The organism is Enterobacter sp. 6722112 (genome assembly GCF_058661685.1).
Genome location: NZ_JBZWGR010000007.1, coordinates 4109023 through 4124033 on the forward strand (window position 1 = coordinate 4109023; position 15011 = coordinate 4124033).

The 15011-nt window shown below is 55.1% G+C and carries 9 protein-coding genes and 2 rRNA genes; 3 read left to right on the top strand and 8 right to left on the bottom strand.

Annotated features, from left to right (window positions below; all coding sequences use genetic code 11):
* Positions 1–5: 5 nt before the first annotated feature.
* Genes bcsB through bcsR form a run of 4 tightly spaced genes read right to left on the bottom strand, consistent with a single transcriptional unit; the run spans position 6 to position 6004 of the window.
* The gene (bcsB, locus tag AC4OVU_RS21190) at positions 6–2429 is read right to left on the bottom strand and encodes a cellulose biosynthesis cyclic di-GMP-binding regulatory protein BcsB (RefSeq protein WP_491928782.1); all 2424 of its coding nucleotides are present in this window, start codon (positions 2427–2429) and stop codon (positions 6–8) included.
* 10 nt (positions 2430–2439) lie between these two features.
* A complete protein-coding gene (gene bcsA / locus AC4OVU_RS21195; RefSeq protein WP_110292654.1) occupies positions 2440–5055 on the bottom strand; it encodes a UDP-forming cellulose synthase catalytic subunit in 2616 nt (871 codons plus the stop codon).
* Positions 5052–5804 carry a cellulose biosynthesis protein BcsQ gene (gene bcsQ / locus AC4OVU_RS21200; protein WP_003861177.1) on the bottom strand — a complete coding sequence of 251 codons (753 nt, stop codon included), beginning with the start codon at positions 5802–5804 and terminating at the stop codon, positions 5052–5054. Before bcsQ ends, bcsA begins: the two co-directional genes overlap by 4 nt.
* An 11-nt stretch (positions 5805–5815) precedes the next feature.
* Positions 5816–6004 carry a cellulose biosynthesis protein BcsR gene (bcsR, locus tag AC4OVU_RS21205; RefSeq protein WP_003861175.1) on the bottom strand — a complete coding sequence of 63 codons (189 nt, stop codon included), beginning with the start codon at positions 6002–6004 and terminating at the stop codon, positions 5816–5818.
* A 174-nt stretch (positions 6005–6178) separates the two neighbouring features.
* Here bcsR and bcsE point away from each other — a divergent pair, with 174 nt between their 5' ends.
* From bcsE to bcsG, 3 genes are read left to right on the top strand one after another with little or no spacing between them, the layout of a single operon-like run.
* The gene (gene bcsE / locus AC4OVU_RS21210) at positions 6179–7741 is read left to right on the top strand and encodes a cellulose biosynthesis c-di-GMP-binding protein BcsE (RefSeq protein WP_110292655.1); all 1563 of its coding nucleotides are present in this window, start codon (positions 6179–6181) and stop codon (positions 7739–7741) included.
* A complete protein-coding gene (gene bcsF, locus AC4OVU_RS21215; RefSeq protein WP_017384193.1) occupies positions 7738–7932 on the top strand; it encodes a cellulose biosynthesis protein BcsF in 195 nt (64 codons plus the stop codon). The genes bcsE and bcsF overlap by 4 nt, the downstream gene beginning before the upstream one ends.
* On the top strand, positions 7925–9604 hold the full coding sequence (gene bcsG / locus AC4OVU_RS21220; protein ID WP_110292656.1) for a cellulose biosynthesis protein BcsG: 1680 nt from the start codon (positions 7925–7927) through the stop codon (positions 9602–9604). The genes bcsF and bcsG overlap by 8 nt, the downstream gene beginning before the upstream one ends.
* A gap of 35 nt (positions 9605–9639) precedes the next feature.
* Here the strand turns inward: bcsG and birA are convergent, their stop codons facing one another.
* The 4 genes from birA to AC4OVU_RS21240 form a co-directional block, all read right to left on the bottom strand.
* On the bottom strand, positions 9640–10602 hold the full coding sequence (gene birA / locus AC4OVU_RS21225; RefSeq protein WP_017384195.1) for a bifunctional biotin--[acetyl-CoA-carboxylase] ligase/biotin operon repressor BirA: 963 nt from the start codon (positions 10600–10602) through the stop codon (positions 9640–9642).
* A complete protein-coding gene (gene murB / locus AC4OVU_RS21230; RefSeq protein ID WP_110292657.1) occupies positions 10599–11627 on the bottom strand; it encodes a UDP-N-acetylmuramate dehydrogenase in 1029 nt (342 codons plus the stop codon). The genes birA and murB overlap by 4 nt, the downstream gene beginning before the upstream one ends.
* A 134-nt stretch (positions 11628–11761) precedes the next feature.
* Positions 11762–11877 (bottom strand): 5S ribosomal RNA (gene rrf / locus AC4OVU_RS21235).
* A gap of 70 nt (positions 11878–11947) precedes the next feature.
* Positions 11948–14853 (bottom strand): 23S ribosomal RNA (locus AC4OVU_RS21240).
* Between the last annotated feature and the right edge of the window lie 158 nt (positions 14854–15011).

Genomic DNA, 15011 nt, shown 5'->3' on the forward strand with positions numbered 1-15011 from the left:
ACCGCTTACTCATGGTCCGGGTTAAGACGACGACGGCTGATGATTCGCAGCAGACGCCACAGTACCCACGCCAGCAGTACAACGCTGAGCGCAGCCAGCACGGCCAGCAGCACCGGGTGGTTAGACAGGGCGTACCACAGGCGTTCGAACCACGGCAGATGACCGACGTAGTAGACATCCCCCACGCGCAGGGTGTTTACCCCCGACTCACGGATCACCGAGACGGAACCGAACATTGCCGCCCGTTTACCGCTGTCGTTCATGGCCGTGTTGAGTAGCTCATACCCGCGCGGGCTGTCCGCCAGCAGGGCGATAACGCTGCGCTGGTCGTTATACGGCGACTGGAAGCCGACAATCGCGGCCATCGGACCCGTTGAGCTTACGGTCGTCCTGATATTGGCCTGACGATCGCCGCTGTCCGGCATGATGCTCGGGAACTCGGTCTGACGCAGCGGCGTGTTAACCCATGACTGAGCCGCCTGCACCAGCAGATCGACGCGCTTCTCGTCTTTCAGCTTGTCCGGAATGTTGCCGATGACCATGATATCGGCATCTTTGTTCTGGATCTGGCTCCCGTCATCCGTCACCGTCACGTTGATCGCCGGCAAGCCGGTTTGCGCCCCGACGGTGCCCATGGTGTCCAGCAGCGTGGTAACCTGGCCTTCGTTGGCCGCTTTTGGCATCACGACAATCGATTCAGAGAGGTCTGCCATGCGGCTGAACGGGAAGCTGGCGTTAGCAAAGGCACGCAGATCCGGCATCGCAATAAAGTGGTAATACTTCGAGAAGTCGATCGTGGAGTCGTCACCAATCACCACGTGGTTTTGCACCGGCTGGAAGGTAATGCAGTTTTCCACCGATCCTCCCGGCATGGGGTTCATATACTGGAAGTTAAACCGCAGCTGGTTCACCGCACCGAGCTTCAGCGCCGGGATCGACACATCGGTTTTGCCATCCAGCAGCCCCTGTAATACAGGCAGACGAAGCATCAACCGGTTTGTCTCCTGGCTGCTGGTCAGGCTGAACGATTGCAGGAACTGGTTGTTGAGGCTGATATCCATGCGCGAGCTGTCTTTGGTCGCCGGCGCGGTGTAACGGTAGTTCAGATTGATATCAATGCCGTTGGTGCGCAGCAGATAGAGATCCGGCGGCAGGTTCAGCGACACGCTGACAGGAGAAGGTTCAAGCCCGGTTGACTGCAATTGCTCTTCATAGGTTTTCAGTTCGCCAAAGGTGATGGCCCGGTCGGTACGTACCCAGTTCGGCGCATCATAAGGCTTACGTGCCAGCAGCGGTTTCACCTCGTCCACCACAACGCTGTTACCGCGGAACAGGATATTCCCCTGCGCAATGCCTTTCGCCGCCTGCACCAGATCTTTGTCATCACGGCCGAAGATCACCAACAGCTTCACGTACGGATTGTCCGGATGGCTGATCATCTCGATGGTGGGCGCTTTCACCTCCGGATGGTCACGCAGGAAAGCTGGACGTTTGGCGTTGGTGGCAAACACGATCGCGTTTTTGTCCGGCATTTTGTCGTACATGACCGGGAAACTTTGACCACGCCAGCCGGAGCGGGAACCAAACCAGGATGCCACGATAGAGGCCGCCAGCTGTTCGGTCACATCGGGAGAGCCGGCAAAGACCATCGGCAGGTTCAGCGGACGGTTATCACGCGGGTCGAAGAACGGCACCGGGAAGGCGGAGAGATCGTTTTTCAACGCCAGCGGCTGATAGGTCATCTGAAGCGAAGAGTTACGGCCGACATCCAGCCACAGGGTGCTGCTGGCCGGGTTTTCACAGACATCGCGGTAGTGGCCGACAAACTCCAGACGCACGCGGTTAAAGTCGGTGATAAACAGCGGATTAATCGGCACCTGAGCCAGGGTTTTCTTACCCAGTTGCTCTTTGGTGACGGGCAGGACGTCCATCAGCTCGTCATTCAGATAGACCTTAAGCTGGGACTGCACCGGCAGCAGCGACGGCGATGGGGTGTATTCCAGGTTGAGCATCGCTTTCGACACGACTTCATCGCTGCGCATACCGAATTCGATACCGCCATTTGGGTTGATGCCGCGCAGAACCATGCTGCCCGGAGGAGGCGCGATCTGGGCAAACGTCAGCTTAACATCACGCGACGGCGTATTTTCGGCAACCACCGGCGCACTGGCTCCCGGCACGCCAGGCATGACCTGCCCAACCACCGGGTTGTCGGCGGGCAGCGTATTCCCCGTCGTCGGCTGATTCGGGACGACGTTTTCCGTCTGCCCCGGCGCGGCCGTCACAACCGGATCGGTCGCTTGCGCGACGACAGGCACCGTTGGCGCGGGCGTGGCCGCTGCGTTATCAGGCGCTGCGTTAGCCACTGTTGCAGGGAGCGCACTCATCCCCATTGCCACTGCACATAACCAGGAAAGTTTTGTTTTCATCGCGTTATCATCATTGTTGAGCCATAACCGGGTCCGCCTGCTTCGCTTCATCTCGCTCAGGTCGACGCGGAATGAACGACACGACCCAGGAAACCAGTGAAGTAAGTGACCGGAAAATTAATTTCACCGACGACGGGGCAAATTCTGCAAGGTGACGATAGCCACGGAACCCCAGCTTAAGAATATCCAGCAGGCTTTCCAGAGGCTTATCCTCAGGGAAGCTGTCCTGCCAGAGAGCCCACGTATCCGCGCGGGCAAACGTACACTGCACAAAATCAATGTGTTGCTTTTTGGTCAGCGGCATCAGTTGCAGACCCACTTCATTTCCTCTCACACGCACCACCTGCGTCGGGAAGACATACTCCTGCTGGCCGCGCTTAAGCAGTAGGTTGACCTTCTGCCCCTCCAGCACCTTCGCCTGACCGTTGATCTTGATACCCAGACCGCCATCCGAAAAGTCATGTACGGTACAGGAGAAGAGATGTCCATCGTCGCGGGCAATGGCCGCTGGCATGCTTATTTCGACGCGATGCGCGCGGCGAACCTGTTTGCTCTCCACCGATACCGCCACCGCGCCACCGAGGATAATCAGGTTATAAAACACCCACGCCATACTCACGAAGACCGTCAGAATTTCGTTTTCCGGGCCGTAGAAGTAGCGCCAGATCCCAACAATCACGCCCACAATATTCAGCAGCACCAGGAAGATATAGGGCCGGGAGATCACCCAGTCGACATATTCCTCTTCCACCAGCCCGCCCTTCGCGGTGACGTTGAATTTCCCTTTATGCGGGTTAATCAGCGCCACCATGGTTGGCGGCGCGATGTACCAGGCCAGCACCGTTTCGTAAATTTCACTCCAGAAGGAGTGGCGATATTTCCCCTGAATCTTCGAGTTCGTCAGGCTGGCGTGGATCATGTGCGGCAGAACGAACAAGGCAATCATCAGCGCAGGCGCATAGATGATGTAAGCGTGAAGGAGCAGGAACGCCAGCGGCGCAGTGAGGAAGATAAGCCGTGGAATACCGGACAGGAAGTGGAACATGGCGTTGACGTAGCACAGCCGTTGCGCCAGCTTCAGCCCTTTACCCATCAGCGGGTTATCGAGCCTGAAAATTTGCACCATGCCGCGGGCCCAGCGAATACGCTGGCCGATGTGCGCCGACAGGGATTCCGTCGCCAGCCTCGCAGCCTGAGGAATACGCATGTAGGCGGAGGTATAGCCAAGACGGTGCAGACGCAGCGAGGTGTGCGCATCTTCCGTGACCGTCTCGACGGCGATCCCGCCAATTTCATCCAGCGGTTTCCGGCGGATCACCGCACAGGAGCCGCAGAAGAACGTTGCGTCCCACATGTCGTTCCCGTCCTGCACGAGTCCATAGAACAGCGTGCCCTCGTTCGGGGTTTTACGAAAACGGCCGAGGTTACGTTCAAACGGGTCCGGCGAGAAGAAGTGGTGCGGCGTCTGCATCATCGCCAGCTCTTTCTCCTTCAGGAACCAGCCCATGGTCATTTGCAGGAACGAGCGCGTTGGCACGTGGTCGCAGTCGAAAATAGAGACGAACTCCCCTTTGGCATATTTCAGCGCATTGTTGATGTTACCGGCTTTCGCGTGTTCATGCGTGGTACGGGCGATGTACTCTACCCCCACTTCGTCCGCGAACTGGCGGAACTCGGCACGGCCACCGTCATCGAGGATCCAGATTTTGATTTTATCCTTCGGCCAGTCGATACCCAGCGCGGCGTAAATGGTGTTTTTTACCACCGACAGATCTTCGTTGTAGGTCGGCACGAAAAGGTCAACCGTAGGCCACTGGGTCGTGTCTTTTGGCAGCGGCACCGGCTGTCGATTCAGCGGCCAGATAACCTGGAAGTAACCCAGCACCAGCACGATCCAGGCGTAAGTCTCAGCAAACAGCAGCACTAAGCCGCACACCAGGCTGACCGGATCGTCCCAGTTCAGCGTTGAGGTATATCGCCACCAGATGTAGCGGCAGGAAACGGTCAGCGATAGCACAATCAGCATCAGGGCAGAAAAACGCCCTGGTATGCGCCGCACCAGCAGCGCCACGCCCCACAGCAGGATCAGGAAGGTGAACTGCGCCAGCGGGTTGAAGGGCTGGGTAATACAGACCAGCGCAAGAATCAGCGAGAACACCACAACCACGCCGAGAATAAAACGCCGCAAGCCCGGGTGTAGGTGCCCGAGCTCTTTGTGGTTATCTAAATGACCCGTTTTGTCGCCCACCCGGTCAGGTAGCCGGTCAAGCCACTGGTGGTAGTGTTCACGCAGGTTCTGCACACGATCGAAGCTGCGCCAGCGGGACGTTTTTTTCTCCGCGCCCGTTGAGGTCGTTAGTAGCCAGATGGACTGAATAGCGTAGCGCGCGGGATCCAGCGGACGCGGCTTGTCAGGGTTGATATGCGGATAGAGTTCACCGTGGCGCGCACGAATGCGTTGCCAGCGGGGATGTTCGAGGGGGATGAACATCCACGCCAGAATCATCCACAAACAGCCCAGCGCAGCGCTCAGCGACGAGGCGCCGTGATGACGGTAATGGCGGTAGCGTTCACTTAAGCGCGAACTGACCGGCGGAATGAGCAGCCAGTTAGTCAGGCGGCTCATACTGAACTCCCGGCAGGCTCCGGCCGTTTAGCAAAGTGCAGCAGACACCAGTTGGCCAGCGTCAGGATCTCTTCCGCCGCCAGTGAATCGCTACGGTACTCCCCGAGAGGTTGTTTGGACGCGAGGCACTCCGCCATCGCTTCGTCACGATGGATCACCATCGGCAACAGGCGGCGCTGACTCTGGAGCCAGACCTGGTAGAGATCGTCCTGGATCTGGCTGCCAATGCGCAGATCGTTGATCAGAATATGGGCATTGGCAGGCATCGGCTGCTGATGCAGACGGATATGACAATTCGCATCTACGTTCGCGATGGAGAGCACATGGTCGCACTGCGCCAGCAGCTGGCGGGTCAGCGACGCGGCACCGTGCGGCAGGTCCAGTAGGATCCACTGATAGTGCCCGCTCTCTTTCAGGCTCTGCAATGCGGTGATGAAGCGAGAGAACAGGCGCTGGTACGCGGCTTCATTCCCGCGCTCGGTTTCGGTCAATTGACCAAAGGGAAGCAAATCGAGCTGGGAGGTATAACGCAAACCCGCATCCCGCCAGTCTTTATCGTCCAGAAGCGCGCGTCCCCAGCCGTTTGCATGCGTAAAGTCGACATTGAATGACATGCGCAGCAAATTATCGGAACAGGCATCAATGACCAGTACCGATTCACCTAATACCTGCAATGACCACGCCAGCGCCGCGGTAACGGAAGTTGTACCCACCCCACCACGGACGCCCTGTAATCCTAGTACAGCCATCAATGGCTTCCTTATTGTTGTTGGGCAAACTCAGCTAATAACGGCCAACGTTTAATAGCCGCCGCCAACTGTTCACGCTGGGAAATATCGGTGTAATCTATTTCAGGCAAAGAAAAAGCCTGCGTGAGTGCCAAAAAATCGTTCTGGAATGTGTAACCCAGACTTGAGTCGACTGGGGTTGCGGGTTCGTTATTTTGCATTCTTTTTTCATCCCTTTGAGTAAAATCATAAGATTCAGATGCAGCGAGGCGTCCTGCCCACTAAATTTCATTTACATGCTAAATCTGATGTTCTTTAATTTCAATGTTAGGTTTATTTCTACGCTTTCGCTAGTAAACTGAGAGACATAGAAATTCGACGAAAAGAGGGACACCGTGGACTCCATATTTTCTATTGGCATCCAGTCATTATGGGACGAATTGCGCCACATGCCAGTCGGAGGAGTCTGGTGGGTTAATACGGATCGTAATGAAGATGCCATCAGTCTGGTAAACCAGACGATAGCGGCGCAGGGGAAGGATTCCCGCGTGGCCGTCATTACGATGGGCGAAGAGCCGAAGTCAATCATCAGACTCGACAGTGACCGTGGACCCCAGACAGTACGATTATTTTCCATGCCTGCGGAAGCTGACAGTCTATACTTTTTACCCCACGATATTCAGTGTTCTATTGTTCCTGAACACTATTTACTGATTCTAAAATGCTCTAATGATGGCCTGCAAAATATACCGTCTGAAAAGCTGCTGAAATGGCTGGAAAGAATCAACAGATGGGCAAAAAATCAAAATTGCACCTTATTGGTTGTTAACCCAGGCAGTAATAATGACAAGCTTTTTTCACTTTTAATGAGTGAATACCGTTCTCTCTATGGCCTGGCCAGTATTCGGGTCCAGACCGACAGCCATCTTTACGACGTGGCTTTCTGGTGCAATGAAAAAGGGGTGAGCTCCCGACAACAACTTACACTCAAACAAGTCGGGGATGAGTGGCATCTTGCTCAACAGGAAGAGACGGTAGTTCAGCCACGCAGTGATGAAAAACGTGTTCTGAGCCATATTGCGGTACTGGAAGGTGCGCCTGCACTGTCTGAGCACTGGTCACTGTTCGATACCAATGAAGCCTTATTTGATGAGGCGCGCACCACGCAGGCGGCGACTATTATCTTCTCGTTGATCCAGAATAACCAAATCGAAACGCTGGCAAGGCACATTCACACATTACGTCGCCAGCGCGGCAGCGCGTTAAAAATTGTGGTGCGTGAAAATAATACCAGCCTGCGCGCCACCGATGAGCGCTTATTACTGGGCTGCGGCGCGAATATGGTCATTCCGTGGAATGCTCCCCTGTCGCGCTGTCTGACGCTGATCGAAAGCATCCAGGGCCAGCAGTTTAATCGACATGTTCCGGAAGATATCAGCACCCTGCTTTCAATGACGCAGCCGATGAAACTGCGCGGCTACCAGAAATGGGACACCTTCTGCGATGCGGTGGGCAACATGATGAGCAATACGCTGTTACCGGCAGACGGAAAAGGGGTGATGGTTGCCCTGCGCCCCGTGCCGGGTATTCGCGTTGAGCAGGCGCTTACTCTGTGCCGCCCTAACCGTATCGGGGACATCATGACCATTGGCGATAACCGCCTGGTGCTGTTCCTCTCCTTCTGCCGGGTGAACGATCTGGATACTGCGCTTAACCATATCTTCCCGCTTCCTACCGCGGATATCTTCTCGAACCGTATGGTCTGGTTTGAAGATAACCTGATCGCGGCTGAGCTTGTCCAGATGCGTGCCCTGCCACCTGAAAAGTGGGCCAAACCGTTGCCTGTCACAAGCGGCGCCAAACCGGTTCTGAACGCGAAACATGACGGGCATGTCTGGCGACGGGTACCCGAGCCGCTACGCTTACTGGATGAGAACAAGGAGAGCGCGCCATTATGAATATCAGCGATATCATCCAACTGGTTGTTCTGTGCGCGCTGATTTTTTTGCCGCTTGGCTACTATGCACGCCATTCCCTGCGCCGTATTCGCGATACGATCAGATTACTGTTCGTCAAACCTCGCTATATTAAACCCGCCGGAACACTGACTCGCGCTCCGAACGTCAAGGCAAACCGAAAACATGACTAATTCTACCTATACCTCTTCGGCGCCATCGCCACTCTGGCAATACTGGCGCGGCCTGTCCGGCTGGAATTTCTACTTTCTGGTGAAGTTTGGTCTGCTGTGGGCAGGCTATCTTAATTTCCACCCTCTGCTTAACCTGGTGTTTATGGCATTCCTGCTGATGCCAATCCCGAACCTCAGGCTGCACCGTATACGTCACTGGGTCGCTATCCCCATCGGTTTCGCCCTGTTCTGGCATGATACCTGGCTGCCCGGCCCTGAAAGCATCATGAGCCAGGGCTCCCAGGTCGCAGGTTTCAGTGCGGACTATATGCTCGATCTGGTTGAGCGCTTTATTAACTGGCAGATGATTGGCGCGGTATTTGTCCTGCTGGTCGCCTGGCTGTTCCTGTCTCAGTGGATCCGGGTGACGGTGTTTGTCGTCGCAATTATGATCTGGCTAAACGTGCTGACGCTGACGGGCCCGAGCTTCTCGCTGTGGCCAGCCGGTCAGCCGACAACAACCGTTACCACCACGGGCGGTTCCGCCGCCGCGACCGTTGCGACAGCAGGGGATACGCCTGTGGTTGGGGATATTCCTGCGCAGACTGCACCGCCGACATCCACTAACCTGAACGCGTGGCTCTCCAGTTTTTACGCTGCGGAAGATAAGCGTCAGACGAAATTCCCGGACGCGCTGCCTGCCGATGCTCAGCCGTTTGAGCTGCTGGTCATTAACATCTGTTCTCTGTCCTGGGCTGACGTTGACGCGGCTGGTTTGATGTCGCACCCGCTGTGGTCGCATTTCGATATTCAGTTTAAGGACTTCAACTCGGCCACGTCGTACAGCGGCCCGGCGGCTATCCGCCTGCTGCGCGCCAGCTGCGGACAGCCTTCGCATAAGAACCTCTACCAGCCGGCAGCTAACCAGTGTTATCTGTTTGATAACCTCGCAAAACTGGGCTTTACCCAGCACCTGATGATGGGCCATAACGGTCAGTTCGGTAACTTCCTGAAAGAAGTGCGTGAACAGGGTGGCATGCAGGCCCCGCTGATGGACCAGAAAGGGCTGCCGGTAACGTTGCTGGGCTTTGATGGCTCGCCAGTGTATGACGATACCGCCGTGCTTCAGCGCTGGTTAGATACCGTCGGCAAAGAGGAAGGGACACGTAGTGCGACGTTCTATAACACGCTGCCGCTGCACGACGGGAACCATTATCCCGGCGTGAGTAAAACGGCCGATTATAAGGCCCGTGCTCAGAAGTTCTTTGACGAGCTGAACGCGTTCTTCAACGAGCTGGAAAAATCAGGTCGCAAAGTGATGGTGGTGGTAGCACCAGAACACGGAGGGGCGCTGAAAGGCGACAGGATGCAGGTGTCTGGTCTGCGCGATATCCCAAGCCCGTCCATCACTAACGTTCCGGCCGGGATTAAGTTCTTTGGCATGAAGGCGCCGCATCAGGGAGCGCCCATTGAAATCACCCAGCCAAGCAGCTATCTGGCTATCTCGGAACTGGTTGCTCGCGCTGTAGACGGTAAGCTGTTTGTGGAAGATAGCGTGAACTGGGATCAACTCACCAGCGGGCTGCCGCAAACGGCGGAGGTATCGGAAAACGCCAATGCGGTGGTGATCCAGTATCAGAATAAGCCTTATGTCCGACTGAATGCCGGGGATTGGGTGCCGTATCCGCAGTGATGACCTGCTACACCCTCTCCCCTGTGGGGAGAGGGTTACTCCGCACTTCGTAACGAAATTTCACCGCCCACCCAGGGCTTAATCACGCCATCCTGTTCAAGAAGCAACGCGCCCTGCGCGTCAATGCCGCGTGATGTGCCGTAAATTTCTTTATCTCCAATCAGCAGCTTCACCGGTCGGTTAATAAAGTTATCCAGCTTTTCCCAGCGGGACAGGAATGGCGCTAACCCCTCTTGTTCAAAGAGCGTCAGCGAACTACGCAACTCATTGATCATGCGGACGGCAAGCGTATTGCGATCGATGGTGATCCCCGCTTCCTGCAAGTTGGTCCAGGCCTGGTTCACGACATCGTTCTGCACGTTTCGCATCACCATGTTCAGTCCCGCCCCAATGACGATCTGTGCGGCATCGCCTGTTTTTCCCGTCAGTTCAACCAGGATCCCCGCCAGCTTTCGATCGTTGAGATACAGATCGTTGGGCCATTTTACCCGCACCTGATCGGCACCCAGATCGTGCAGCACCTCTGCCATCACAATGCCGATGACCAGGCTCAGCCCGATGGCCGCAGCTGGCCCCTGTTCAAGCCGCCAGTACATGGAAAGGTAGAGGTTGGCGCCAAATGGTGAGAACCACTTACGCCCCCGGCGGCCACGCCCTGCCTGTTGGTACTCGGCAACGCAGGCATCACCGGATTTCAGCTCGCTCAGGCGATCCAGCAGATACTGGTTCGTCGAATCAATGACCGGCAATACCGCGACGTTACCGTGCCCAATCTGGCTGCGGATGACCTCTTCATTCAGTAACTGGATCGGTTCCGGCAGGCTGTAGCCTTTTCCCGGCACCGTAAACACATCCACGCCCCAGTCGCGGAGCGTTTGAATATGCTTATTGATCGCAGCACGGCTCATGCCCAGCTGTTCGCCCAGCTGCTCGCCAGAATGAAACTCGCCATCGGCAAGGATACCGATGAGAGTTAACGGGATAGTATTGTCCTTCACGCAATGGTCTCCACGGCATTCACTTCGCCCGTTCGGCCAATAAAGCGAACTTCAGGCTCCAGCCAGACGTTGAATTTTTCGCCCACGCGCTGGCGAACATGATGCGCCAGGTTGACGACATCCTCACTTGTCGCGTTGGACTGGTTGATCAGTACCAGCGCCTGCTGACGATGAACAGCAGCGCCACCAAGAGTCGTACCTTTTAATTCACACTGATCGATAAGCCAGCCTGCGGCCAGCTTCACGCTACCATCCGCCTGAGGATAATGCGGGGCCGTTGGCCAGCCGGCGAGAAACGCTTTTGCATTTTCGCTGCTGATCACCGGGTTTTTGAAGAAACTACCCGCATTTCCGTTTACTTTCGGGTCCGGGAGCTTGGTCATTCGCATGTGGCATACGGAATCAAATACCTCACGCGGTGTGACGGTAGCCGGGTCGAGACGGGTCAGATCGCCGTAAGTCAGAACGGGTTTCCAGGCTTTCGCCAGGCGCAGGCCAACGGCCACAATGACGAAACGATCCTGATAGTCGTGCTTGAAAATGCTGTCGCGATAGCCAAAGCGGCACTGCTCTGCGGTCAGGCGCTTCGCCGTTCCGGTCGCGAGTTCGATGCAGTCGACATATTCGCAGACGTGTTTCAGTTCGATGCCGTAGGCACCGATGTTTTGAATAGGAGATGATCCTGCACAGCCCGGGATCAGAGCCAGGTTTTCCAGCCCTGGCATCCCTTTTTCAAGGGTATATTGCACCAGATGGTGCCAGTTCTCGCCAGCACCCACGTGTAAATGCCAGCTGTCAGCGCTCTCTTTACGCTCAATCCCCATGATGCGATTGACGATTACCGTCCCCGCAAAATCATCGAGAAACAGGATATTACTTCCTTCGCCCAGAATAAGTACGGGTTCACCGTTTTCTGTTGCGTTTTGCCATGCATTCAGCAACTGCTGAGCACTGTCGGCACGTACAATTTGATTAGCATTCCGTTGAATACCAAAGGTATTCCAGGGCTTAAGGGAGTGATTCATAGACGCTATCCTGATGCAAAAACCGGGATAGTTTACCGTATATATGGGGGGATAGGTGATTTGTTTATGGAAAGGAAGCAGGTGCAGAAACGCAAAAAGGCCATCCTTCCGGATGGCCTCTTCACTTGATTGATGCCTGGCAGTTCCCTACTCTCACATGGGGAGACCCCACACTACCATCGGCGCTACGGCGTTTCACTTCTGAGTTCGGCATGGGGTCAGGTGGGACCACCGCGCTAAAGCCGCCAGGCAAATTCTGTTTAATCTGTATCAGGCTGAAAATCGTGTCTGTCTCTTCGCCAAAACACCTTCGGCGTTGTAAGGTTAAGCCTCACGGTTCATTAGTATCGGTTAGCTCAACGCATCGCTGCGCTTACACACCCGACCTATCAACGTCATCGTCTTTAACGTTCCTTCAGGAGACTCAAGGTCTCAGGGAGAACTCATCTCGGGGCAAGTTTCGTGCTTAGATGCTTTCAGCACTTATCTCTTCCGCATTTAGCTACCGGGCAGTGCCATTGGCATGACAACCCGAACACCAGTGATGCGTCCACTCCGGTCCTCTCGTACTAGGAGCAGCCCCCCTCAATTCTCCAGCGCCCACGGCAGATAGGGACCGAACTGTCTCACGACGTTCTAAACCCAGCTCGCGTACCACTTTAAATGGCGAACAGCCATACCCTTGGGACCTACTTCAGCCCCAGGATGTGATGAGCCGACATCGAGGTGCCAAACACCGCCGTCGATATGAACTCTTGGGCGGTATCAGCCTGTTATCCCCGGAGTACCTTTTATCCGTTGAGCGATGGCCCTTCCATTCAGAACCACCGGATCACTATGACCTGCTTTCGCACCTGCTCGCGCCGTCACGCTCGCAGTCAAGCTGGCTTATGCCATTGCACTAACCTCCTGATGTCCGACCAGGATTAGCCAACCTTCGTGCTCCTCCGTTACTCTTTGGGAGGAGACCGCCCCAGTCAAACTACCCACCAGACACTGTCCGCAACCCGGATTACGGGTCTACGTTAGAACACCAGCCATTAAAGGGTGGTATTTCAAGGTTGGCTCCACGCAGACTGGCGTCCACGCTTCAAAGCCTCCCACCTATCCTACACATCAAGGACCAGTGTTCAGTGTCAAGCTATAGTAAAGGTTCACGGGGTCTTTCCGTCTTGCCGCGGGTACACTGCATCTTCACAGCGAGTTCAATTTCACTGAGTCTCGGGTGGAGACAGCCTGGCCATCATTACGCCATTCGTGCAGGTCGGAACTTACCCGACAAGGAATTTCGCTACCTTAGGACCGTTATAGTTACGGCCGCCGTTTACCGGGGCTTCGATCAAGAGCTTCGCGTTGCCGCTAACCCCATCAATTAACCTTCCGGCACCGGGCAGGCGTCACACCGTATACGTCCACTTTCGTGTTTGCACAGTGCTGTGTTTTTAATAAACAGTTGCAGCCAGCTGGTATCTTCGACTGATTTCAGCTCCACCCGCAGGGGCTTCACCTACACATCAGCGTGCCTTCTCCCGAAGTTACGGCACCATTTTGCCTAGTTCCTTCACCCGAGTTCTCTCAAGCGCCTTGGTATTCTCTACCTGACCACCTGTGTCGGTTTGGGGTACGATTTCGTGTTACCTGATGCTTAGAGGCTTTTCCTGGAAGCAGGGCATTTATCACTTCAGCACCGTAGTGCCTCGTCATCACACCTCAGCGTTAATAAGGTACCGGATTTACCTGGAACCTCCGCCTACATGCTTAAACCGGGACAACCGTCGCCCGGCTGACATAGCCTTCTCCGTCCCCCCTTCGCAGTAACACCAAGTACAGGAATATTAACCTGTTTCCCATCGACTACGCCTTTCGGCCTCGCCTTAGGGGTCGACTCACCCTGCCCCGATTAACGTTGGACAGGAACCCTTGGTCTTCCGGCGAGCGGGCTTTTCACCCGCTTTATCGTTACTTATGTCAGCATTCGCACTTCTGATACCTCCAGCATGCCTCACAGCACACCTTCAACGGCTTACAGAACGCTCCCCTACCCAACAACACATAAGTGTCGCTGCCGCAGCTTCGGTGCATGGTTTAGCCCCGTTACATCTTCCGCGCAGGCCGACTCGACCAGTGAGCTATTACGCTTTCTTTAAATGATGGCTGCTTCTAAGCCAACATCCTGGCTGTCTGTGCCTTCCCACATCGTTTCCCACTTAACCATGACTTTGGGACCTTAGCTGGCGGTCTGGGTTGTTTCCCTCTTCACGACGGACGTTAGCACCCGCCGTGTGTCTCCCGTGATAACATTCTTCGGTATTCGTAGTTTGCATCGGGTTGGTAAGCCGGGATGGCCCCCTAGCCGAAACAGTGCTCTACCCCCGAAGATGAGTTCACGAGGCGCTACCTAAATAGCTTTCGGGGAGAACCAGCTATCTCCCGGTTTGATTGGCCTTTCACCCCCAGCCACAGGTCATCCGCTAATTTTTCAACATTAGTCGGTTCGGTCCTCCAGTTAGTGTTACCCAACCTTCAACCTGCCCATGGCTAGATCACCGGGTTTCGGGTCTATACCCTGCAACTTAACGCCCAGTTAAGACTCGGTTTCCCTTCGGCTCCCCTATACGGTTAACCTTGCTACAGAATATAAGTCGCTGACCCATTATACAAAAGGTACGCAGTCACCCCATAAAGAGGCTCCCACTGCTTGTACGTACACGGTTTCAGGTTCTTTTTCACTCCCCTCGCCGGGGTTCTTTTCGCCTTTCCCTCACGGTACTGGTTCACTATCGGTCAGTCAGGAGTATTTAGCCTTGGAGGATGGTCCCCCCATATTCAGACAGGATACCACGTGTCCCGCCCTACTCTTCGAGTTCACAGCATGTGCATTTTCGTGTACGGGACTATCACCCTGTACCGTCGGACTTTCCAGACCGTTCCACTAACACACAAGCTGATTCAGACTCCGGGCTGCTCCCCGTTCGCTCGCCGCTACTGGGGGAATCTCGGTTGATTTCTTTTCCTCGGGGTACTTAGATGTTTCAGTTCCCCCGGTTCGCCTCGTTAACCTATGTATTCAGTTAACGATAGTGCAACGGATTGCACTGGGTTTCCCCATTCGGACATCGCCGGGTCAAAGGTTCATATCACCTCGCCGGCGCTTTTCGCAGATTAGCACGTCCTTCATCGCCTCTGACTGCCAGGGCATCCACCGTGTACGCTTAGTCGCTTAACCTCACAACCCGAAGATGTTTCACTTCTGATTGCGAAAATTTGAGAGACTCGAACACACATGAGCTGTGTGTCGTTTCAATTTTCAGCTTGATCCAGATTTTTAAAGAGCAAAACTTCGCAGTGCACCTTTTCAGGTTCACTCTGAAGTTTTCTTGTGTT

What these genes read in the sequence shown, in the direction of transcription:
- bcsG (WP_110292656.1), top strand. Translation starts at nt 7,925, where the DNA reads ATGACTAATTCTACCTATACCTCTTCGGCGCCATCGCCACTCTGGCAA.
- bcsF (WP_017384193.1), top strand. Translation starts at nt 7,738, where the DNA reads ATGAATATCAGCGATATCATCCAACTGGTTGTTCTGTGCGCGCTGATT.
- bcsA (WP_110292654.1), bottom strand. Translation starts at nt 5,055, where the DNA reads ATGAGCCGCCTGACTAACTGGCTGCTCATTCCGCCGGTCAGTTCGCGC.
- bcsR (WP_003861175.1), bottom strand. Translation starts at nt 6,004, where the DNA reads ATGCAAAATAACGAACCCGCAACCCCAGTCGACTCAAGTCTGGGTTAC.
- murB (WP_110292657.1), bottom strand. Translation starts at nt 11,627, where the DNA reads ATGAATCACTCCCTTAAGCCCTGGAATACCTTTGGTATTCAACGGAAT.
- bcsB (WP_491928782.1), bottom strand. Translation starts at nt 2,429, where the DNA reads ATGAAAACAAAACTTTCCTGGTTATGTGCAGTGGCAATGGGGATGAGT.
- bcsQ (WP_003861177.1), bottom strand. Translation starts at nt 5,804, where the DNA reads ATGGCTGTACTAGGATTACAGGGCGTCCGTGGTGGGGTGGGTACAACT.